Source organism: Pedobacter africanus (assembly GCF_040548825.1).
Classification (GTDB): domain Bacteria; phylum Bacteroidota; class Bacteroidia; order Sphingobacteriales; family Sphingobacteriaceae; genus Pedobacter; species Pedobacter africanus_A.
Genome location: NZ_JBEPSL010000006.1, coordinates 126,557 through 145,499, shown reverse-complemented (window position 1 = coordinate 145,499; position 18,943 = coordinate 126,557). Strand labels below are relative to the sequence as shown.

The 18,943-nt window shown below is 43.9% G+C and carries 18 protein-coding genes, 1 tRNA gene and 1 riboswitch; of the genes, 11 read left to right on the top strand and 8 right to left on the bottom strand.

Annotation, left to right across the window (positions count from 1 at the left end):
* The first annotated feature begins 4 nt into the window (after positions 1-4).
* A tRNA-Glu gene (locus ABIE26_RS24360) sits at positions 5-76 on the top strand.
* A gap of 117 nt (positions 77-193) precedes the next feature.
* Here the strand turns inward: ABIE26_RS24360 and ABIE26_RS24355 are convergent.
* Positions 194-466 carry a hypothetical protein gene (locus ABIE26_RS24355; RefSeq protein WP_310146345.1) on the bottom strand — a complete coding sequence of 91 codons (273 nt, stop codon included), beginning with the start codon at positions 464-466 and terminating at the stop codon, positions 194-196.
* A gap of 185 nt (positions 467-651) precedes the next feature.
* Here ABIE26_RS24355 and ABIE26_RS24350 point away from each other — a divergent pair, with 185 nt between their 5' ends.
* The 4 genes from ABIE26_RS24350 to ABIE26_RS24335 all read left to right on the top strand — a co-directional run bounded on the left by ABIE26_RS24350 (position 652) and on the right by ABIE26_RS24335 (position 7,500).
* Entirely contained in the window at positions 652-2,016 is a 1,365-nt protein-coding gene (locus ABIE26_RS24350; protein ID WP_310146344.1) for an alpha-L-fucosidase, read from the top strand.
* Between the two features lie 116 nt (positions 2,017-2,132).
* Positions 2,133-2,242, top strand: a riboswitch (SAM riboswitch).
* A 117-nt stretch (positions 2,243-2,359) separates the two neighbouring features.
* Complete coding sequence (gene metH, locus ABIE26_RS24345; RefSeq protein ID WP_310146343.1) at positions 2,360-6,019, top strand: methionine synthase; 3,660 nt, start codon at positions 2,360-2,362, stop codon at positions 6,017-6,019.
* 38 nt (positions 6,020-6,057) lie between these two features.
* Positions 6,058-7,014, top strand: a complete 957-nt coding sequence (gene metF / locus ABIE26_RS24340) for a methylenetetrahydrofolate reductase [NAD(P)H] (protein WP_310146342.1) — start codon at positions 6,058-6,060, stop codon at positions 7,012-7,014.
* A 51-nt stretch (positions 7,015-7,065) separates the two neighbouring features.
* Complete coding sequence (locus ABIE26_RS24335; RefSeq protein ID WP_310146341.1) at positions 7,066-7,500, top strand: META domain-containing protein; 435 nt, start codon at positions 7,066-7,068, stop codon at positions 7,498-7,500.
* Here the strand turns inward: ABIE26_RS24335 and thrC are convergent.
* Genes thrC through thrA form a run of 3 tightly spaced genes read right to left on the bottom strand, consistent with a single transcriptional unit; the run spans position 7,487 to position 12,188 of the window.
* Positions 7,487-8,797 (bottom strand): threonine synthase, encoded by a 1,311-nt coding sequence (gene thrC, locus ABIE26_RS24330; RefSeq protein WP_310146340.1) that lies wholly within the window; start codon positions 8,795-8,797, stop codon positions 7,487-7,489. The genes ABIE26_RS24335 and thrC overlap by 14 nt on opposite strands.
* Position 8,798: 1 nt before the next feature.
* The gene (locus tag ABIE26_RS24325; protein ID WP_310146339.1) at positions 8,799-9,737 is read right to left on the bottom strand and encodes a homoserine kinase; all 939 of its coding nucleotides are present in this window, start codon (positions 9,735-9,737) and stop codon (positions 8,799-8,801) included.
* A gap of 3 nt (positions 9,738-9,740) precedes the next feature.
* Positions 9,741-12,188: a bifunctional aspartate kinase/homoserine dehydrogenase I gene (thrA, locus tag ABIE26_RS24320; protein ID WP_310146338.1), complete on the bottom strand. Its 2,448-nt coding sequence runs from the start codon at positions 12,186-12,188 to the stop codon at positions 9,741-9,743.
* A gap of 276 nt (positions 12,189-12,464) precedes the next feature.
* Here thrA and rsgA point away from each other — a divergent pair, with 276 nt between their 5' ends.
* The 3 genes from rsgA to ABIE26_RS24305 are packed head-to-tail and all read left to right on the top strand — an operon-like array spanning position 12,465 to position 14,166.
* Positions 12,465-13,385: a ribosome small subunit-dependent GTPase A gene (rsgA, locus tag ABIE26_RS24315; RefSeq protein ID WP_310146337.1), complete on the top strand. Its 921-nt coding sequence runs from the start codon at positions 12,465-12,467 to the stop codon at positions 13,383-13,385.
* Between the two features lie 2 nt (positions 13,386-13,387).
* Positions 13,388-13,840, top strand: a complete 453-nt coding sequence (gene dtd, locus ABIE26_RS24310) for a D-aminoacyl-tRNA deacylase (RefSeq protein WP_310146336.1) — start codon at positions 13,388-13,390, stop codon at positions 13,838-13,840.
* Positions 13,840-14,166 carry a nucleotide pyrophosphohydrolase gene (locus ABIE26_RS24305; protein ID WP_310146335.1) on the top strand — a complete coding sequence of 109 codons (327 nt, stop codon included), beginning with the start codon at positions 13,840-13,842 and terminating at the stop codon, positions 14,164-14,166. The genes dtd and ABIE26_RS24305 overlap by 1 nt, the downstream gene beginning before the upstream one ends.
* 55 nt (positions 14,167-14,221) lie before the next feature.
* Here the strand turns inward: ABIE26_RS24305 and ABIE26_RS24300 are convergent, their stop codons facing one another.
* The 4 genes from ABIE26_RS24300 to rsmA form a co-directional block, all read right to left on the bottom strand.
* Positions 14,222-14,623, bottom strand: coding sequence for an HIT family protein (locus ABIE26_RS24300; protein ID WP_310146334.1), 402 nt, complete (start codon positions 14,621-14,623; stop codon positions 14,222-14,224).
* Between the two features lie 10 nt (positions 14,624-14,633).
* A complete protein-coding gene (gene greA, locus ABIE26_RS24295) occupies positions 14,634-15,107 on the bottom strand; it encodes a transcription elongation factor GreA (protein WP_310146333.1) in 474 nt (157 codons plus the stop codon).
* Between the two features lie 117 nt (positions 15,108-15,224).
* Positions 15,225-16,154 carry a 2-hydroxyacid dehydrogenase gene (locus ABIE26_RS24290; RefSeq protein ID WP_310146332.1) on the bottom strand — a complete coding sequence of 310 codons (930 nt, stop codon included), beginning with the start codon at positions 16,152-16,154 and terminating at the stop codon, positions 15,225-15,227.
* Between the two features lie 12 nt (positions 16,155-16,166).
* Positions 16,167-16,949, bottom strand: coding sequence for a 16S rRNA (adenine(1518)-N(6)/adenine(1519)-N(6))-dimethyltransferase RsmA (rsmA, locus tag ABIE26_RS24285; RefSeq protein ID WP_310146331.1), 783 nt, complete (start codon positions 16,947-16,949; stop codon positions 16,167-16,169).
* 97 nt (positions 16,950-17,046) lie between these two features.
* Between rsmA and pdxA the strand changes: the two genes are divergently transcribed.
* The 3 genes from pdxA (at position 17,047) to rpmF (ending at position 18,941) form a co-directional block, all read left to right on the top strand.
* On the top strand, positions 17,047-18,126 hold the full coding sequence (gene pdxA / locus ABIE26_RS24280; RefSeq protein WP_310146330.1) for a 4-hydroxythreonine-4-phosphate dehydrogenase PdxA: 1,080 nt from the start codon (positions 17,047-17,049) through the stop codon (positions 18,124-18,126).
* A 71-nt stretch (positions 18,127-18,197) separates the two neighbouring features.
* Positions 18,198-18,731: a YceD family protein gene (locus ABIE26_RS24275; RefSeq protein ID WP_084239303.1), complete on the top strand. Its 534-nt coding sequence runs from the start codon at positions 18,198-18,200 to the stop codon at positions 18,729-18,731.
* 18 nt (positions 18,732-18,749) lie between these two features.
* Positions 18,750-18,941 carry a 50S ribosomal protein L32 gene (gene rpmF / locus ABIE26_RS24270; RefSeq protein ID WP_084239301.1) on the top strand — a complete coding sequence of 64 codons (192 nt, stop codon included), beginning with the start codon at positions 18,750-18,752 and terminating at the stop codon, positions 18,939-18,941.
* Positions 18,942-18,943: the final 2 nt, after the last annotated feature.

The following is an 18,943-nucleotide window of genomic DNA, read 5'->3' as shown; positions in this document are numbered from 1 at the left end:
AAATGGCCCGTTCGTCTAGGGGTGAGGACGCCAGATTTTCATTCTGGAAACAGGGGTTCGATTCCCCTACGGGCTACAAGACATTAGTCAAAATCATCAAAAAGGCTGTAAATTCAAAATTTACAGCCTTTTGTGCAATATAGGCAATATCATTTTACCAATTCGCTAATCCCTTATCGTATTAGCGCATCAATCAATTTGCCATCTTTTTATTGTCCTTCCCTGTCTTGAAAGTATCATAAAACTCTCCTTTTAGCCATTGTATCTTGCTAACATCATACATGGATGGAGCAATGATGTAATGCCCGGTTTCAGTATCCAGGATTACAACAACATGATCATGCACTTCTGTGCTGAACCTGCCACTCCCCTGCCCTTGTGTACTTTTGAAACTGAAGGCGGTAAACATTAAGCCTGCTGCCAAGACTCCCAATAAGAGGGATTTTACGTCTAATGTAATTTTCATATCTGTAAGATTTTATTTGTGTGTAAATCAAGATACAATCTTTACCGAAGAATGTTGACTTTGCCAGGTAACAATTACACTGATGCTATTTTTTGCAAAAAACGCTTAATTATTTGCCAATATTACTTATTTAAGGTTGAAATTAGCTTGTAATTTTGACACAAACTATTGAAAACCAACCACAAATGAACACGAAAAAACTATTAATGCGCCTGGGTATGATTTTAATGATACTCGTTTCCTCAACATCATCGCAAGCGCAGAAAAAAATCGGAACCGAAACCCCGGAACAAAAAGAAAAAAGAATGAAATGGTGGACAGACGCCAGGTTTGGAATGTTTATCCATTGGGGACTTTATGCCCTGCCTGCCCGTCATGAATGGGTACAAAGCAGGGAAAAGATATCAGAACAGGATTACGATAAATATTTTAAAAATTTTAACCCAGACCAGTTTCAGCCTAAATTATGGGCAAAAAAGGCCAAAGCCGCCGGCATGAAATATGCCGTTTTAACCACCAAACACCACGAAGGCTTTACTTTGTTTGATAGTAAATTTACCAATTACAAGGCAACAAATACCCCTGCCAAAAGGGATCTGGTAAAAGAATTTGTGGATGCCTTCAGGGCAGAGGGCATCAGAATAGGCTTCTATTATTCTCTGATAGATTGGCATCACCCTGATTTTACGGTTGACAGGTACCACCCCTCAAGACCCGCAGATAATAACGACCAGGAATACCTGGCCTTGAATAAAGGAAGAAATATGGCAAATTACCGCAAGTACCTGCACGATCAGGTAACTGAAATCTTAACAAAATATGGAAAAATTGACATCCTGTGGCTCGACTTTTCTTATCCGGGCAAACATGGAAAAGGGAAAGATGACTGGGGATCAGTAGAACTACTGAAACAGATCAGAAAGTTACAGCCCGGTATCATTGTAGATAACAGGTTAGATCTGGCAGCGTACAGCGATGCCGAAGATTTTGAAACCCCCGAACAGGTTAGTGCCAAAAGCTTAGCAAAATATAAAGGGAAGACCTGGGAAACCTGCCAGACTTTTTCAGGTTCATGGGGTTATTACAGAGATGAGAACACCTGGAAAACGAACACACAATTGTTAGATCTATTAATTACATCAGTAGCCAATGGTGGTAATCTGCTGTTAAATGTTGGGCCAACGGCAAGAGGCGAATTTGACAACAGGGCAAACACGGCTTTGGATAGCCTTGGAACCTGGATGCATGCAAATTCAAAATCAGTTTATGACTGCAGTTTTGCTCCAGACAAATTTAAGCCAGTTCCCGGAACACAACTCACTTACAATAAAGTCAATAAAAAATTATACGTTCATCTTTTTGACTATCCTAAAGACGGAAAGCTCCTGCTTGAAGGCTATAAAGACGAGGTTATCTACGCACAGTTTTTACATGACAATTCTGAGCTTTTAACAGATAAAGACCTATCAGTTTCGGGAAATCTGGCACTAAAACTTCCGCTGCAAAAACCAAACTTCACAGTTCCGGTTATTGAATTGAGCCTGAAATAGCCGAGCTGTACAGAATAATATTCCAAAAGTTAAGTTATCTGGCACCCGCTTTGCAATTTTATATGCTTTAAACCGCTTTTTTTTGGAATTGATTTTTCTTTGTTGCACCTTTGTAACGCTTATAGAGAAAGATGGAGGGATTAGACCCTGCGAAGTCTTGGCAACCTGTGCTAACAAGGTGCTACATTCTACAGGAAATGCAGCCGTACTTCCTGAAAGATAAGTGGAAACTGCTCCCCAAACAGATTCTCAGATAAGCTTTGCATGCAATTGGTTCGGCACTTGTTTAGGCCCCGGCCTCTATCAACTTTAGCTGATTGTCTGCTCATATCATTATTGTTAAATGGATATCAGAAAAGAATTAGAGAAACGTATCCTGATCATTGATGGTGCAATGGGCACCATGATACAACGTTACGCCTTAACAGAGGAAGATTTTAGAGGCGAACGGTTCAAAGATCACCCTTGCGATGTAAAAGGGAACAATGACATGCTGAACATTACCCGTCCGGATGTCATTAAAGAAATCCATACCGAGTACTTAAAAGCCGGTACAGACATCATTGAAACCAACACTTTCAGCACTCAGCGCATTTCACTGGCCGACTACCAGATGGAGCCTCTGGCCTATGAAATGAGTTTTGAAGGCGCTAAAATTGCCAAAGAAGCCGTAAATGAATTTATGGCCGCAAATCCAGAGCGCAAATGCTTTGTTGCAGGTGCTGTAGGCCCAACCAACAGAACACTGTCGATTTCTCCCGATGTAAATGACCCGGGTTTTCGGGCCATTACTTTTGACGAACTGGTGGAGGCGTATGACGAGCAGGTACGCGGACTCGTAGACGGCGGTGCTGACCTGCTCCTCATTGAAACGATTTTTGACACCCTGAATGCCAAAGCAGCCATATTTTCGATAAAAAAATATGAAGCTGAAATTGGCCGTAAAATTGAGATCATGATCTCAGGCACCATTACGGATGCATCCGGAAGAACTTTATCCGGGCAAACAGCCGAAGCATTCCTGAATTCTGTTATGCATGCCCAGCCATTAAGCATAGGCTTTAACTGTGCTTTGGGTGCAAAAGATATGCGTCCGCATATTGAAGAACTTTCTGCCAAAGCTGGCTGCTACGTTTCAGCCTATCCAAATGCAGGTTTGCCCAATGAATTTGGCGCATACGATGAGATGCCGCATGAAACAGCCCATCTGGTTGAAGATTTCATCCAGCATGGCTTTGTAAATATTGTAGGCGGCTGCTGTGGTACCACCCCCGATCATATCGGTTGTATAGCTGAAAAAGCAAAAAATGTGGAACCGCGAAAAATACCAGAAATAGCACCTTACCTGCGTCTGAGTGGTTTAGAACCGGTAACCATTACCCCTGAAAGCATTTTTGTAAACATTGGGGAAAGGACCAATATTACCGGTTCCCCTAAATTCAGCAAGCTGATTTTAGGGGGCGATTTTGAAGCTGCCCTTGCCGTTGCCCGTCAGCAGGTGGAAGGTGGCGCCCAGGTAATTGACGTGAACATGGATGAGGGAATGATCGACTCCGAAGCGTCGATGACGAAATTTCTGAATCTGATCGCTTCCGAACCGGATATTTCCAAACTGCCCATCATGGTCGATTCTTCCAAGTGGACGGTAATTGAAGCGGGTCTGAAATGCCTGCAGGGGAAAGGAATCGTAAACTCCATCTCCTTAAAAGAGGGTGAAGATAAATTCCGCGAGAATGCACGAAAAATCATGACCTATGGCGCAGCTGTAGTAGTAATGGCTTTTGATGAACTGGGACAGGCAGACAATTTTGAAAGAAGAAAAGAGATTTGTAAAAGATCTTACGACATACTGGTGAACGAGGTCGGCTTCCCGGCGCAGGACATCATTTTTGACCCGAACATCCTTACCGTAGCAACCGGTCTGGAAGAGCACAACAACTATGCAGTCGATTTTATCAATGCCACACGCTGGATTAAAGAGAACCTTCCACATGCCAAGGTAAGCGGTGGTGTTTCCAACATTTCCTTTTCTTTCAGGGGCAATAATACTGTAAGGGAAGCCATGCACTCTGCATTTCTGTACCATGCCATCCACGCCGGACTGGATATGGGGATTGTAAATGCCGGGATGCTGGAAGTTTACCAGGAAATTCCACCAGAATTGCTGGTGCTTGTTGAAGATGTGCTGCTGAACCGGAGGCCGGATGCCACAGAGCGTCTGGTTGAATTTGCAGACACCATCAAGTCTAAAGGAAAAGAAGTTGTAAGAGATGAAGAATGGCGCAAGGCCGGCGTAGAGGAACGCTTATCGCACGCATTGGTAAAAGGGATCATTGAATACCTGGATGCAGACGTTGAAGAGGCCCGCCAAAAGTATGACAGGCCGATCCAGGTGATCGAAGGCCCTTTAATGGACGGAATGAATGTGGTAGGCGATCTGTTCGGAGCCGGAAAAATGTTTCTGCCACAGGTGGTAAAATCTGCCCGTGTAATGAAAAAAGCCGTGGCTTACCTGCTGCCTTTTATTGAGCAGGAAAAGCTGAACAATCCTGATCAGGACCAGAATTCATCGGCCGGAAAAATACTGATGGCTACAGTTAAGGGCGATGTACATGATATCGGCAAGAACATTGTTGGTGTTGTGCTGGCCTGTAACAACTTCGAGATTGTAGACATGGGCGTAATGGTGCCTGCCCAGGACATCATCAAAAAGGCTAAGGAAATTAATGCCGACATTATTGGCTTAAGTGGCCTCATCACACCTTCACTGGATGAGATGGTACACTTTGCGAAAGAAATGGAGCGTGAAGGCTTTACCATCCCGCTGATGATAGGCGGAGCAACAACCTCCCGTATCCATGCGGCGGTTAAAGTAGCGCCTAATTATTCCGGCCCTGCCATACATGTGCTCGATGCTTCAAGGAGTGTTACTGTTGCGAGTACCTTGATGAACAAAGATACGCGAGATGAGTATATTGCCAACATCAGGGCAGAATACGATAAAGCCCGTGAGGCCCATCTGAACAAACGTTCGGACAAACGCTTCAAAACGATAGAAGAGGCCCGTAAGGGGAACTTTAAAATAGACTCTTCATTGGTTGCCCCTGCTCCGGAATTTACCGGAACCCGGGTATTTGAAAATTATCCCCTGGAAGAGCTGGTTCCTTATATCGACTGGACCCCGTTTTTTCAAACCTGGGAGTTACGCGGCAGCTACCCAAGGATACTGGAAGACAAAACAGTGGGCGACGAAGCCAGAAAGCTTTTCAGTGATGCCCAGGCTTTGCTGAAAAGAATTGTTGAGGAGAAGCTGTTAACTGCTAAAGCCGTAATTGGTTTCTGGCCGGCGAATGCGGTTGGAGATGACATCATTTTAAATGTTGAGGGCAAAGAGGTTGTGATCCATACCCTTCGCCAGCAGGCCGAAAAAACTGATGGACAGCCATATTATGCCCTGTCTGACTTTGTGGCCCAAAAGGAAAGCGGTATCCCTGATTATTTTGGGGGCTTTGCCCTTACTGCGGGGATTGGCTGTGATGAACTGGTAGCTGAATTTGAAGCTGTTTACGACGATTATAACAGCATTATGGCCAAAGCACTGGCCGACAGGCTGGCTGAGGCTTTCGCAGAACGCATGCACGAACTGGTCCGTAAGGAATACTGGGGTTATGCCAAGGATGAAAACCTGGACAATGAAGCACTGATTAAGGAAGAATACGCAGGTATACGCCCGGCGCCAGGCTATCCTGCCTGTCCGGAGCATACTGAAAAAGGGACTTTATTTGCCTTGCTGGATGCAGAGGCCAGAATTGGTCTGAAACTCACAGAAAGCTATGCAATGTACCCCACCGCAGCGGTAAGCGGTTTCTATTTTGCGCACCCACAATCCAGGTATTTCGGCCTGGGTAAAATCACCAAAGACCAGGTAGAAGATTATGCTGTTAGAAAAGGGATGCCGCTGGAAGAGGCGGAAAGATGGTTAAGCCCCAATCTGGCCTATTAACTTTCATAATTATTTAGTACTAATACAAACCAGACACGATGAAGATCACCGATCATATTATAAATGCCAAAGGCAAAACCCTCTTCTCATTCGAATTGCTGCCACCTATTAAAGGCCAGAGCATCAAAGGTATCTTTGATGCCATAGATCCTTTGATGGAGTTTAACCCTCCTTTTATAGATGTAACCTATCTGAGAGAAGACTACATTTACAAGCAGCACGCCAATGGGCTGCTGGAAAAAGTAGCTTACCGCAAACGCCCAAGCACCGTAGCTACCTGCGCTGCCATCATGAATAAATATAAAGTAGATGCAGTGCCGCACCTCATTTGCGGTGGCTTTACCAAAGATGAAACAGAAAATGCATTGATAGACCTGCAATTTCTGGGCATTGACAATGTTCTTGTTTTAAGAGGCGATGCCCGCAAAAGCGACAATGCCTTTATCCCTACTCCAAATGGCCATGCCTATGCTTCGGAACTGTTGCAGCATGTTGTCGATATGAACAAGGGAAAATACCTGCACGATGATATGGAAAGTCCGGAGAAAACGGATTTCTGCATTGGCGTTGCCGGTTATCCGGAAAAACACTTTGAATCGCCCAACCTGGATACTGATTTCAGGTACCTGAAACATAAGGTAGACACAGGTGCAGACTTTATTGTAACGCAAATGTTCTTCGACAACCAAAAATATAAGGCCTTTGTTGATAAATGTAGAGAAAACGGTATTAATGTGCCCATCATACCAGGCTTAAAACCCATTACCAGCAGCAAGCAGCTCATTAGTCTGCCAAAAATATTCCATCTCGACATTCCTGTGGAACTCAGTGAGGCAGTACAGGCCTGTAAATCGGAGAAAGAAGTCAAAGAGGTGGGAATAGAATGGATGATCAACCAATGCAATGAACTGAAAGCAATGGGTGCCCCGGTATTACATTTTTATACCATGGGAAATCCTGAGCCAACCAAAAGAATTGCAAGGGCTATATTTTAATATCAGGCCTCATTATGCATTTCTGGAATACTCTTTGTAACTTTAGTAGATATGAAAAGGTTGATGCTATTGATATTGGTTACTGCAGGTTCTTTAACCGCCTGCACAACAATTAAACCCGGAACTATTGGTAATGGCGGATTATCCCAGCTTGGAGGAAGCTGGGAACTAAGCTATATATCCGGTCCCAGAATAGCGTTTAACGGATTGTATCCGGGTAAAAAACCCACCATCAAATTTGATATTGCAGAAAAAAGGTTCAGTGGAAATACCAGTTGTAATTCTTTTTCCGGGCAACTGATAGCTGATGATTCAGGCATCAATTTCACAAAACCCTTTATAATGACAAAAATGGCCTGCCCCGGTGAGGGAGAGGCCATTTTTGTTGAAATGCTTAAAAAAACTAGTAACTACGAAGTAACCAGTGATAGCACGCTGAACTTTATGATGGGCGACATTGCCATCATGCGCTTTAGTAAGAAGTAAGCAGGTAGTTTTTAAAGGATTCAAAACTGGTATCCATTGTCGTAGCTTGTTTTTCTTTTTCGGCAAGCACCGCAACCTGCTCCGGTACCTGAACATTTGCTTTGATCTCTTTCGGGAAAACATCAGGAAACTTACATGGATGTGCGGTAGACAGGAAAACTCCTGCAGATTCCTGGTCCGCAACCTCCATTCTATATTCCTGCAAGGCCAGCCATGCTATTGCAGTATGCGGACAGGCAACGTAATTGAATTCATTGTAAATGGCGTTGATCCCTTCCAGTGTTTCTTCATCCGTAAAACGATAACCCTTCATGACCTGCTGCAAAGCACGCTTATCCTGATTAAACAGATCCATGATCCTTACCCAGTTACTTGGTGCCCCCACATCCATTGCATTGGCATAGGTCTGTACAGAAGGCCTGGTCTGGTAAAGCCCGGTTTCTAAAAAGCGCGGCACAGTATCATTTACATTGGTAGCCGCCACAAACTGTTTTACCGGCAGCCCCATTTTATAAGCCAGTAAGCCTGCTGCAATATTTCCAAAATTGCCGCTCGGCACTACAAATACGATGTCCTTCTTTCCTTGTCGGCGGAGTTGTGCATAGGCATTGAAATAGTAAAAAGTCTGAGGAATAAGTCGCGCAATGTTAATCGAGTTGGCGGAAGTCAGCCTGAGTTTTTTATTCAGTTCCTCATCTGCAAAAGCTTGTTTTACCAGGTGCTGGCAATCGTCAAACGTACCATCCACTTCGATCGCATGGATGTTTTGTCCATTCGTACACAGTTGAAGTTCCTGAATATCGCTCACTTTTCCTTTAGGGTAAAGAATGGTTACCCGGGTATTTTCTACTCCCAGAAAGCCCAGGGCAACTGCCCCGCCGGTATCACCTGAAGTGGCAACCAGCACATCAAGTATCTGCTCATTTTTCTTTAAAAAATAGCCCATTACCCGGCTCATGAACCTGGCGCCGAAATCCTTGAAGGCAAGTGAGGGGCCATGAAACAGCTCCAGGACATAGTCGTTATCGGCCAGCTTCAGTACCGGTGCATCAAAATTTATCGCATCATCAATGATAATTTTAAGATCGGCTGCAGGAATAGCATCTTTCAATAAGGCGGAAGCTACTTTAAAGGCGATCTGCGGCAAACTGAACTGATCAATCTGATCTATAAACTCCTGATCGAGCCGCGGAATGTCGACAGGCATATATAAACCTTTATCAAGGGGCATGCTGTTAAAAACAGCAGTAGGGAAGTCTACACTTAAGTTATGGTTATTGGTACTGTATAATTTCATTTTAGTCTAGTATTACTGGTCCTTTTTTGTTGACTTCCGAGACGAAAGCCAGGCTATTGATAGCAATGCTTTTCAAGTGCTGCTGTAAGCTTGCTGTAATTTGCAGGGCAGTCTCCTTATCCTTTGTAAGTGCAAATACAGAGGGCCCGGAACCTGAAATCCCAAATCCTACAGCCCCTGCTTTCATGGCCTGGGACCTGAGCTTATAAAAATCAGGGATAAGGATGGATCGGGTAGGTTCAACCAGTACATCGGTCATACTCCGACCTATCAGTTCATAATCATTCATAAACAATCCTGAAACCAGCCCTGCTACATTTCCCCATTGAGTCACAGCATCTTTCAGGAAAACCTTCGACCGGATCATTTGCCGGGCGTCTTTGGTAGGCACATCCACTTCTGGGTATACAATTGCTGCGTGGAGATCAGCAGGAAAAGGAAGGCTGATGATATCCAAAGGGCTGTAACTTCTGATGAGGACGAAGCCACCCATCAAAGCAGGGGCAACATTGTCGGCATGCCCATAACCACATGCCAGTTCTTCACCCTTCATGGCAAAAGGAACAAGTTCTTTGTTACTGAGCGGACTGTCCATTAAGGAATTGATGGCAAAAAGCCCGGCTACGGTGCTGGCAGAACTGGAGCCCAGGCCACTGCCAATCGGCATTTTCTTATGTAATTCTATTTCTACCCCCACTTCGGGCCGGCCAATATGTTCCAGGTACTCACGGGCAATGGCGCTCACCGTATTTTTCTCAGGATTCAGGGGCAGCTTTCCGCCGTCACCGGTAATTTTCAAAAGGGAAACACCTGGTTTATCGTTCAGGCGCATGATCACTTCATCACCGGGTTGGTCTACCGCAAAACCCAGTACATCAAAACCACAAACCACATTGGCAACAGTAGCAGGGGCAAAAACTTTTATAGATCTTTTAGTCATGACTTATCTTTTTCCTACGTTTATAATGTCAGCAAATACACCCGCGGCGGTAACCTCGGCCCCGGCTCCCGGCCCCTTAACCACCAGCGGGCGGTCTTTATAGCGATCGGTGGTAAAAGAGATGATGTTGTCACTTCCCGAAAGCATGAAGAAAGGATGCGCATCATCAACCATTTGCAGGGTAATAGCAACCTTGCCATCTTCCAGTTTACCAATATATCTTAACACTTTTTGGCTTTGTGCAGCTTCATTTTTAAGGTTTTCAAAATAAGCCGCGTTGTTTTGTAATTCTGCATAGAATTCATCCACACTTTTTGCAGCAAGACAGGCAGCTGGGAGCATGCTTTCAATAGTTACATCTTTTTCTTCCAGTGCATAACCTGCATCGCGGGCCAGGATCAGCATCTTGCGCATAAAATCTTTTCCGTTCAGGTCGTCACGCGGATCCGGCTCAGTATACCCCAGGTCCTGTGCCTCTTTTACCACTTCATGAAATAAACGTTCGCCTTTAAAATTATTAAAGATATAAGATATGGTACCCGACAAAATAGCTTCTATACGGGCAATCCGGTCGCCGCTCATCATCAGGTCTTTCAAAGTCCGGATGATGGGCAGTCCTGCACCAACATTGGTCTCATAATAGAAATCTACTCCATGCTTTCTGGCGGCCTGCTTAAAGGCTACATACTGGTCATATTCGGCAGAATTTCCGATTTTGTTACAGGTTACCACGGAAATGCTGGATTGCAGCACATCCAGGTAATGCTGGATGGGGTTGTGGCTTGCGGTATTGTCTACAAACACACAATTGGCCAGGTTCATGTCCTTCATCTGGCCGATAAATTCTGTAAGATCGGCTTTTTGTCCTTTTTGTTGCAGGCTTTTTTCCCAGTTGCTGAGGTCTATCCCTTCCGGGTTGAGGTACATTTTTCGGGTATTGCTTACTCCCATTACCTTTACCTGCAGGTCGTTGTTTTGCGCAAGGAAGGGCATTTGGTCCTGCAATTGCCTGAACAGGGTTTTGCCGATATTTCCGGTACCCAGGCAGAACACGTTCAGCGTTTTTTTAAGGTCGGCATAAAAGGCATCATGTACCGCATTAACGGCCTTCGACAGGTCGGAACGCCCAATGATTACAGAGATGTTATACTCTGAAGAACCCTGCGCGATAGCACGGATGTTCACACCATTTCTTCCCAGGGCACTAAACAAACGTCCTGAAATCCCGGGGGTCCGTTTCATGTTTTCGCCAACGATAGCCAGCACAGAAAGCCCGTTCTCTACCTCCGGATATTCCAGCTTACGGGCCTGAAGTTCAAGCTCAAATTCCCTGTTGATGAGCGAAAGTGCCTTTAAAGCATCTGCAGGTTTAACTGCAAAGGTAATGCTGTGCTCTGATGACGATTGGGTGATGAGTACCACATTGACCTGCTCTCTTGACAACAGAGAAAAAAGCCGGCCGGCAAAACCTGCCTTGCCTACCATACCGCTTCCTGAAAGATTCAGAATACTGATCTCATCAATAGAAGAAATACCCTTGATAGGTAGTTTTGATGTCTGTACCCCATGTTTGATGTAAGTTCCCGGAAAGTCAACATTGAAGGTATTTTTAATGACGATTGGAATTTTCTTCAGGAAAGCAGGGATCATCGTCGGCGGGTAGATCACCTTTGCACCAAAATAAGAAAGCTCCATTGCTTCGGTATAACTTAGTTCAGGTAAAGAAAATGCCTTTTTTACAATTCTCGGGTCAGCGGTCAGCATCCCATCCACATCTGTCCAGATCTCTATTTCATCGGCATTAAGGGCGGCACCCCAGATGGCCGCAGTATAATCGCTTCCGCCACGACCAAGCGTAGTGATCCGGCCTTCGTCGTTACTGGATATGAAACCAGTAACAAACAACAGCTTATCTGCGTTGGATTCGTAGAAATCGCGGATGAGTGTTTCAGTCAGATAGGTATTTACCTTAGCCTGCCCGAAGTTGCTGTCGGTCTTGATCAGTTCAGAACCATCCACATATTCGGCATTGGCAAAATGTTGCCTGGCGATGTGGCTTACCATTACATTTGAACACCGTTCGCCATAACTGAGTATCAGGTCTTTGGTCTGCAGGCTCAGCTCACGCAGGTTGTATACCGATTGAAGGATATCCTCCAACTCATTAAAATAGATTTTCAACCTGGTCAGGACCGGGTTCTGGGCAATGGCTGGCAGCAATGCACGTATCACGTCAAAATGTTTCTGCTCTATCTTTTTAAGGTCATCGGCATAGTCCTGTGCGTTCCGGGCATTTTCGGCCATCTGCAGCAGGGAGTTGGTTACGCCCCCCATGGCCGACAGGACAACAACAGGTTTTTCAGCTCCCTTTCTCTCTTTGAGTATCCCGATCAGGGCTCGTATGCTTTCGACAGAACCGACAGAAGTACCTCCAAATTTTAAAATATTCATAGTTGTTGGTTAAAAAAAAAGCGCCTTCCTGGTTTAGAGGAAGGCGCTTTTTTGTGGTTTTTTATTTTTTTCTCAGCCCACTAGCTTACCCTCCTCCGTGCTATGCCGGTGGTTGTGGTAGTTGTAGTGGTAATGATTGAATTGTTAAACATGTATATTTTACACTATCTGTAATGCGGCGGTAAAGTAAAGCTATATTTTTCTAATTAGCAAATGATTATAAAAATAAATTATTCAGTTTGATGGAGTTGGTATTTATTATCTTTACCCACTTATATGCAAGGATTAGTTATAAAATCAACAGGAAGCTGGTACCAGGTACATGCAGAAGATGGCCAGGATTACGATTGCAGGATAAAGGGAAAATTCAGGATACAGGGCATTCAAACCACCAACCCTATTGCGGTGGGTGACCGTGTAGAATTTGAATTAGAACCAAATTCCGACAATGGCATCATCAATAAGTTGCATGACCGGCGAAATTACATCATCCGTAAGTCGATCAACTTATCTAAGCAGGCCCAGATCATTGCCGCCAATATGGATCAGGCTTTCCTGGTGGTTACCCTGGCTTCTCCACGTACTTCGCTGGGTTTTATAGACAGGTTTTTAGCCACCGCCGAAGCCTATGATATTCCGGCAATACTGATTTTCAATAAGCTTGATCTTTTTCATGAAGAAGGCCTGGCCATTCTTGCCGAATATGCGGCAATTTATGAGAACATTGGTTATCCCTGTTACACGGTATCAGCCCTGAAAGGCACAAATATCTCTTTGATTGAAACCTTATTAAAAGATAAAACCACCTTATTTTCAGGGCATTCTGGCGTGGGTAAGTCCAGCCTCATCAATGCTTTGTTGCCGGGAAGAGACATCAAAACCGGTGAAATATCAGAGTCGAGCGATAAAGGCCAGCATACCACCACCTTTGCAGAGATGCATACCCTGCCTTTCGGTGGCTATCTGATTGATACGCCAGGCATACGTGAATTGGGCATATTTGACATCCGGCCGGAAGAACTGGGCCATTATTTCAGAGAAATGAGGGACATGATGCACGAATGTAAATTCAACAACTGCAGGCATGTCAATGAACCTGGCTGTGCAGTAATAAAAGCAGTTGAGCGGGGCGAGATTGCCCCTAGCAGGTACGAAAGCTACCTGAGTATTTATCACGGGAACGAAACCAGGGCTTAAAGATGCGTGCGGTTATTCAAAGGGTTACAGCAGCAAACTGCGAAGTAGAGGGCATAGTTACAGGAGCTATTGATACCGGTTTTGTGGTATTATTGGGTATTGAAGATGCAGACAATATCGAAGATCTGGAATGGCTGGCCTCAAAAATAGTGAACATGCGGGTATTCAGTGATGAAGCCGGACTGATGAACAAAGCATTGCCCGAAGTTGAGGGGGATATTCTTCTGATCAGTCAGTTTACCTTATTTGCATCTACCAAAAAGGGGAACCGGCCAGGTTTCACAAAGGCTGCAAGACCAGATAAGGCCATTCCTTTGTATGAGGCAATGACCAAGCAGCTCTCAGTATTGCTTGGAAAACCTGTACAAACTGGCGTATTTGGGGCCGATATGAAAATCAGCCTGGTAAATGATGGCCCGGTAACCATAACAATTGACACAAAAAATAAAGAATAATGACCATACAGGAAGCGCAGGAAACCGTAGATCAATGGATCAAAACAACAGGTATCCGTTATTTCAATGAACTGACCAATACCGCCATCCTGATGGAAGAGGTTGGAGAAGTGGCCAGGATCATGTCGCGTAAATATGGTGAGCAGTCATTCAAAAAGAGTGATGAAGCTGTAGACCTGGGTGATGAAATGGCTGATGTCCTTTTTGTGTTGATCTGCCTGGCCAACCAAACGGGCATAGACCTGACAGCAGCTATGGAAAAAAACCTGGCAAAAAAGAGCATCCGAGATGCTGAACGGCACAAGAACAACGAGAAATTGAAATAAACAGAAACGGCAGCATTATTATCATGCTGCCGTTTCTGCTAATGCCTTACAGGCGCTAATCTTTTCCCAGCACAGTTTTTATTTTAACTGCCGCTTCGGCAAGTTCTTCCTGGCTAGGTTTCAGTTTTTCTCTACTGAAATTCATATCGCTGACGTTGTTCATCGGGATGAGATGAATGTGTACATGAGGCACCTCCAACCCAATCACTGCCACGCCTACCTTTTTACATGGGAAAGCCTCTTTTAATCCTGTCGCTACAATTTTAGCGAACAGGGTCAGCCCAAAATAGCTTTCATCGTCCATATCAAAAATATAGTCGACCTCTTTTTTAGGGATGACCAGTACATGCCCCATAACCAGAGGGTTCACATCCAGGAAAGCCAGAAATTCAGTAGTTTCTGCCACCACGTGGGCAGGAATCTCGCCGCTTACTATTTTAGAAAAGATACTTGCCATGTTATAGAATTTATCTGCTGATCTCTAAAATTTCGAACTCTATTTTTCCTGCCGGAACTTCAATTTCGGTTTTATCGCCGACCGATTTTCCCAGTAATCCCTTTGCAATAGGTGATTTTACTGAAATTTTTCCGGTTTTAAGATCTGCTTCCGACTCTGCTACCAACTGGTAGGACATCGTAGCCCCATTCTTTACATTTTTTATTTTTACGATAGAAAGTGCAAGCACTTTTGAAGTATCCAGTTTAGACTCATCGATCAGTCGGGCAGTGGAAAGGGTAGCCTCAAGCTTAGCTATTTTTGCTTCATGCAAACCCTGCGCTTCTTTTGCTGCATCATACTCCGCATTCTCAGAAAGATCTCCTTTATCCCTCGCCTCTGCTATTGCCTTAGAAATTAACTGCCTTCCGGTAGTCTTCAGTTGCTGCAGTTCTTCTTTCAGTTTATCTAAACCATCTTGGGTATAATACGTTACCTCTGTCATAGCTCATTTATTTTTTGTAAGTCCTCTAAAAAACAAACAAGACTATATCGGCTTTTAAGCCTACATAGTCTTGCTTCAATTAAAACGAAGATAATAGCGGGCTACCAGAAAAGCAAATTATTTCTTTAATTCCTTAAGTTTTTCTGCCAGTACTTCCGAAATCCTGCGGTAAGAATCGAAAGTCCAGCCCCCTACATGGGGTGTCAGGATCACTTTTTCTGAAGAACGGAGTGCAGGATACCAATCCTGTGTGCCTAATGCGGGGAATTTCTCTGTTTCCAGTACATCCAATCCTGCGCCCAGTATTTTTCCCTGTTCAATGGCTTGTAATAGGGCTTTGGTTTGCACAATTTCCCCTCTGGCAGTATTGATAAAGAAAATGGGCTTACGGAAATGGAACAGGTATTCCTCATTTACCATATGCCGGGTTTCTTTTGTCAAAGGGATGTGCAGGCTCAGCACATCGCTGTCCTTTACTATTTCTTCCATACTCACCTCTTTTGCCCAGGTATCACTAAAACCTGTTTTATATTTATCATAGGCTATCACTTTAAGGTCGAGCCCCGAAAGTTTTTTTGCAAAGCTCTGCCCCATATGCCCATAACCAATGACACCTACTGTTTTTCCTTTCAGTTCATAGCCACGGTTACCTTCCCTGTCCCATATGCCATTGCGAACTTCGGCATCCGCCCTGCGAAAATTATTCATCAGTGCGAGCAATAAACCAAGGGCGTGTTCACCCACCGCATCCATATTGCCTTCGGGTGCATTCAGAAGTTGAATTCCTCTTTGTTTAGCCGGAGCTTCATCAATATTATCCAGCCCTGCCCCCGCCCTTGCAATAAATTTAAGCCCTGGTGCCGCCGCCAAAAGTTCTTCGTCAATGCGGAATTTTGTACGTACTGCAATTCCCTCATAATCTGCAATTATGGCCATGGTCTCCGCCCTGGTAATTAAAGGTTGGTCGTTCACTTCATATCCCATATCTGCAGCTGCGTCCTTAAACGCGGGGTGCAGGTCGTCAACAATTAAGATTTTTCCTTTCATACTTGGCATTCCTTATTTTGAGAGCTGGGATAAATGAATGGTAAGGTCAATAAAGTCTGCAACGCTCAGCTGTTCTGCACGTTTATCGAAGAATAGATGATTGTCCATTTTATCCTTGGGAACAATCCCTGAAAGTGCATTTCGAAGCGTTTTCCGGCGCTGGTTAAATCCGGCCTTAACGGTCCGCCAGAACAATTTTTCATCACATGGAAGTGTTTCCACTTTATTCCTGCTCAGCCTGATCACTCCCGAATTCACTTTTGGGGGAGGATTAAAAGTCCCTGGTTTTACCGTAAAAAGGTATTCTATATCGTAATAGGCCTGAATCAGTACACTCAAGATGCCATAATCTTTGGTTCCGGCTTTCGAAGCGCAGCGTTCCGCCACCTCTTTCTGGAACATGCCCACCATCTCTACTACATTTGCCCTGTTTTCCAATACCTTGAACAGGATCTGGGAGGAGATGTTATAAGGAAAATTGCCGATGATGGCATATTTCCCTTTAAAAATGGCCGAAAGATCAAGGGCCAGAAAATCTCCATTGATCAGCCTATTGCCCAGTTGCGGATATTTCTGCTGCAGGAAGTGATAGGACTCTACATCAATATCAATTAAAAAGGTTTCCAGGTCTTTCCGTTCCAACAGCAAATCGGACAAAATACCCATACCTGGCCCTACTTCCAATACCTGTGTATATTTATCGGTATGAACAAGGCCATTTACTATTTTTGCCGCGATATTTTTATCGGTTAAAAAATGTTGTCCTAAATGTTTTTTTGCCTTAACCAAACTCATATATTTTGCCCTTAGACTACAAAATAAGTAAAGTTTTATCAGTATCGGGTTAACATTAATTGAAAAACTGTAATTTGCGCCAAATTTCTATTTGGGTATGAGCAATAAAATTAAAATTGGGATAAGCATAGGTGACACAAATGGCATCGGACTGGAAGTGATTTTAAAAACACTATCGCACAACAGCATCCTTGATTACTGTACACCTATAGTTTACGGACATACAAAAGTTGCATCATATCATAGAAAAGCCCTGGGCCTTGCTGATTTTGCATTCAATGTAATAAATGCACCTGATTCGGCCAATCCAAAAAAACCAAACCTGATCAATTGCTGGGAAGAAGATGTGAAGATAGAACTGGGTATATCAAACGATACAGGAGGAAAATATGCCTTGCTATCGCTTCAGAAAGCTACTGAAGCTTTGGTGAAAGGAGAAATTGATGCGCTGGTTACTGCCCCGATCAATAAGCACAACATCCAGTCGGACGCTTTTAAGTTTCCCGGACATACGGAATATTTGCAGCAGCAAAGTAACAGCAATGATGTGCTGATGTTTATGATCAGCGAAGACATACGTGTTGGCGTGGTAACCGGGCATATACCGGTTAAAGATATAGCGCAAAGCATTTCAAAAGAACAGATTGTCAAAAAGCTGGTACTGATGAACGAGAGCCTGAAGAAAGATTTCTGGATTGAGAAACCTAAAATTGCCGTGCTTGGTTTAAACCCTCATGCCGGCGATAACGGTCTGCTGGGGAAAGAAGAAGAAACGGTAATTATGCCTGCCATCCAGGAAGCATTTGACAAAGGTGTGATCTGTTTTGGCCCTTATCCTGCTGATGGTTTTTTTGGAAATGGCAGCTACAAGCAATTTGATGCTGTATTGGCTATGTACCACGACCAGGGTCTGATCCCTTTCAAAACCATCGCATTTGGCAGAGGAGTTAATTTTTCGGCCGGACTAAAGATTGTGCGCACTTCGCCCGACCACGGTACGGGATACGATATTGCCGGGAAAAACCTGGCCGATCCCTCTTCATTTATTGAAGCTGTATTTGCGGCTACCCATATTGTACAGCACAGAAGAGAGCAGGAAGCCATGCTGGGCAACCAGCTGAGAAGCGGCGGAAAAATCACTGAGACCCAGTTCGATATTAAAGATGATGCTTCATAACGGGGCAATTAAATAAAATTTGCAGGCAATTAAAATAATCCATACATTTGCGGGCTAAAATTTTGTTACAATTGAAACCATTAAAACAATTTTCAATCCCCTTTACAGGCTTAAAAATTGGCAAACATCAGTTTGATTTTGAGATTGATAACAGCTTTTTTGATGCGTTTGAGTATTCTCTGGTAAAAAAGGGAAACTTAAAAGCAGAAGTTGAGCTAGACAAACAGGAAACTATGCTGATACTTCAGTTCCGGATTAATGGAACAATAGTATTGGATTGCGACAAGTGTTTAGCTGAATTTGAGGCACCGATAAGCATACAGGAAAGGCAGATTGTAAAGTTTGCTGAAGATGAACTGGAAAGCGATGATCTGGAGATCATTGTACTGAGTAAAAAGGAAAGCGAAATCAATGTAGCTGAACTGATTTACGAATTCATCACCGTATCGGTACCTTATATAAAGATATGTGAAGAGAATGGAACTGGTGTTAAATGCGACCAGGAGATGATCGCCAGACTGGAAAGCTTGGCTGTAGGATCACAACAGGAAGAAGAACAACAAAATGATGACCCAAGGTGGGCGGCATTAAAGAAATTAAAATAATAATTAAATAAATCAGCAATGGCACATCCAAAACGTAAAGTTTCTAAGAGCAGAAGAGATAAGAGAAGAACTCACTATAAAGCAGAAGCTCCTTCTTTAGCTACTTGTCAGACAACAGGTGCAATACACACTCCTCACCGCGCTTATAACGTTGATGGTAACTTATACTACAACGGTAAATTGGTTATTGAAAACACTTCAATAGGTTAATT

Excerpts from the sequence above, each read along its gene's own strand:
- rsgA (WP_310146337.1), top strand. The coding sequence starts at position 12,465 with ATGCAAGGATTAGTTATAAAATCAACAGGAAGCTGGTACCAGGTACAT.
- rsmA (WP_310146331.1), bottom strand. The coding sequence starts at position 16,949 with ATGAGTTTGGTTAAGGCAAAAAAACATTTAGGACAACATTTTTTAACC.
- ABIE26_RS24350 (WP_310146344.1), top strand. The coding sequence starts at position 652 with ATGAACACGAAAAAACTATTAATGCGCCTGGGTATGATTTTAATGATA.
- ABIE26_RS24325 (WP_310146339.1), bottom strand. The coding sequence starts at position 9,737 with ATGACTAAAAGATCTATAAAAGTTTTTGCCCCTGCTACTGTTGCCAAT.
- pdxA (WP_310146330.1), top strand. The coding sequence starts at position 17,047 with ATGAGCAATAAAATTAAAATTGGGATAAGCATAGGTGACACAAATGGC.
- rpmF (WP_084239301.1), top strand. The coding sequence starts at position 18,750 with ATGGCACATCCAAAACGTAAAGTTTCTAAGAGCAGAAGAGATAAGAGA.
- ABIE26_RS24355 (WP_310146345.1), bottom strand. The coding sequence starts at position 466 with ATGAAAATTACATTAGACGTAAAATCCCTCTTATTGGGAGTCTTGGCA.
- thrA (WP_310146338.1), bottom strand. The coding sequence starts at position 12,188 with ATGAATATTTTAAAATTTGGAGGTACTTCTGTCGGTTCTGTCGAAAGC.
- metH (WP_310146343.1), top strand. The coding sequence starts at position 2,360 with ATGGATATCAGAAAAGAATTAGAGAAACGTATCCTGATCATTGATGGT.
- greA (WP_310146333.1), bottom strand. The coding sequence starts at position 15,107 with ATGACAGAGGTAACGTATTATACCCAAGATGGTTTAGATAAACTGAAA.
- metF (WP_310146342.1), top strand. The coding sequence starts at position 6,058 with ATGAAGATCACCGATCATATTATAAATGCCAAAGGCAAAACCCTCTTC.
- ABIE26_RS24300 (WP_310146334.1), bottom strand. The coding sequence starts at position 14,623 with ATGGCAAGTATCTTTTCTAAAATAGTAAGCGGCGAGATTCCTGCCCAC.
- dtd (WP_310146336.1), top strand. The coding sequence starts at position 13,388 with ATGCGTGCGGTTATTCAAAGGGTTACAGCAGCAAACTGCGAAGTAGAG.
- ABIE26_RS24305 (WP_310146335.1), top strand. The coding sequence starts at position 13,840 with ATGACCATACAGGAAGCGCAGGAAACCGTAGATCAATGGATCAAAACA.
- ABIE26_RS24290 (WP_310146332.1), bottom strand. The coding sequence starts at position 16,154 with ATGAAAGGAAAAATCTTAATTGTTGACGACCTGCACCCCGCGTTTAAG.
- thrC (WP_310146340.1), bottom strand. The coding sequence starts at position 8,797 with ATGAAATTATACAGTACCAATAACCATAACTTAAGTGTAGACTTCCCT.
- ABIE26_RS24335 (WP_310146341.1), top strand. The coding sequence starts at position 7,066 with ATGAAAAGGTTGATGCTATTGATATTGGTTACTGCAGGTTCTTTAACC.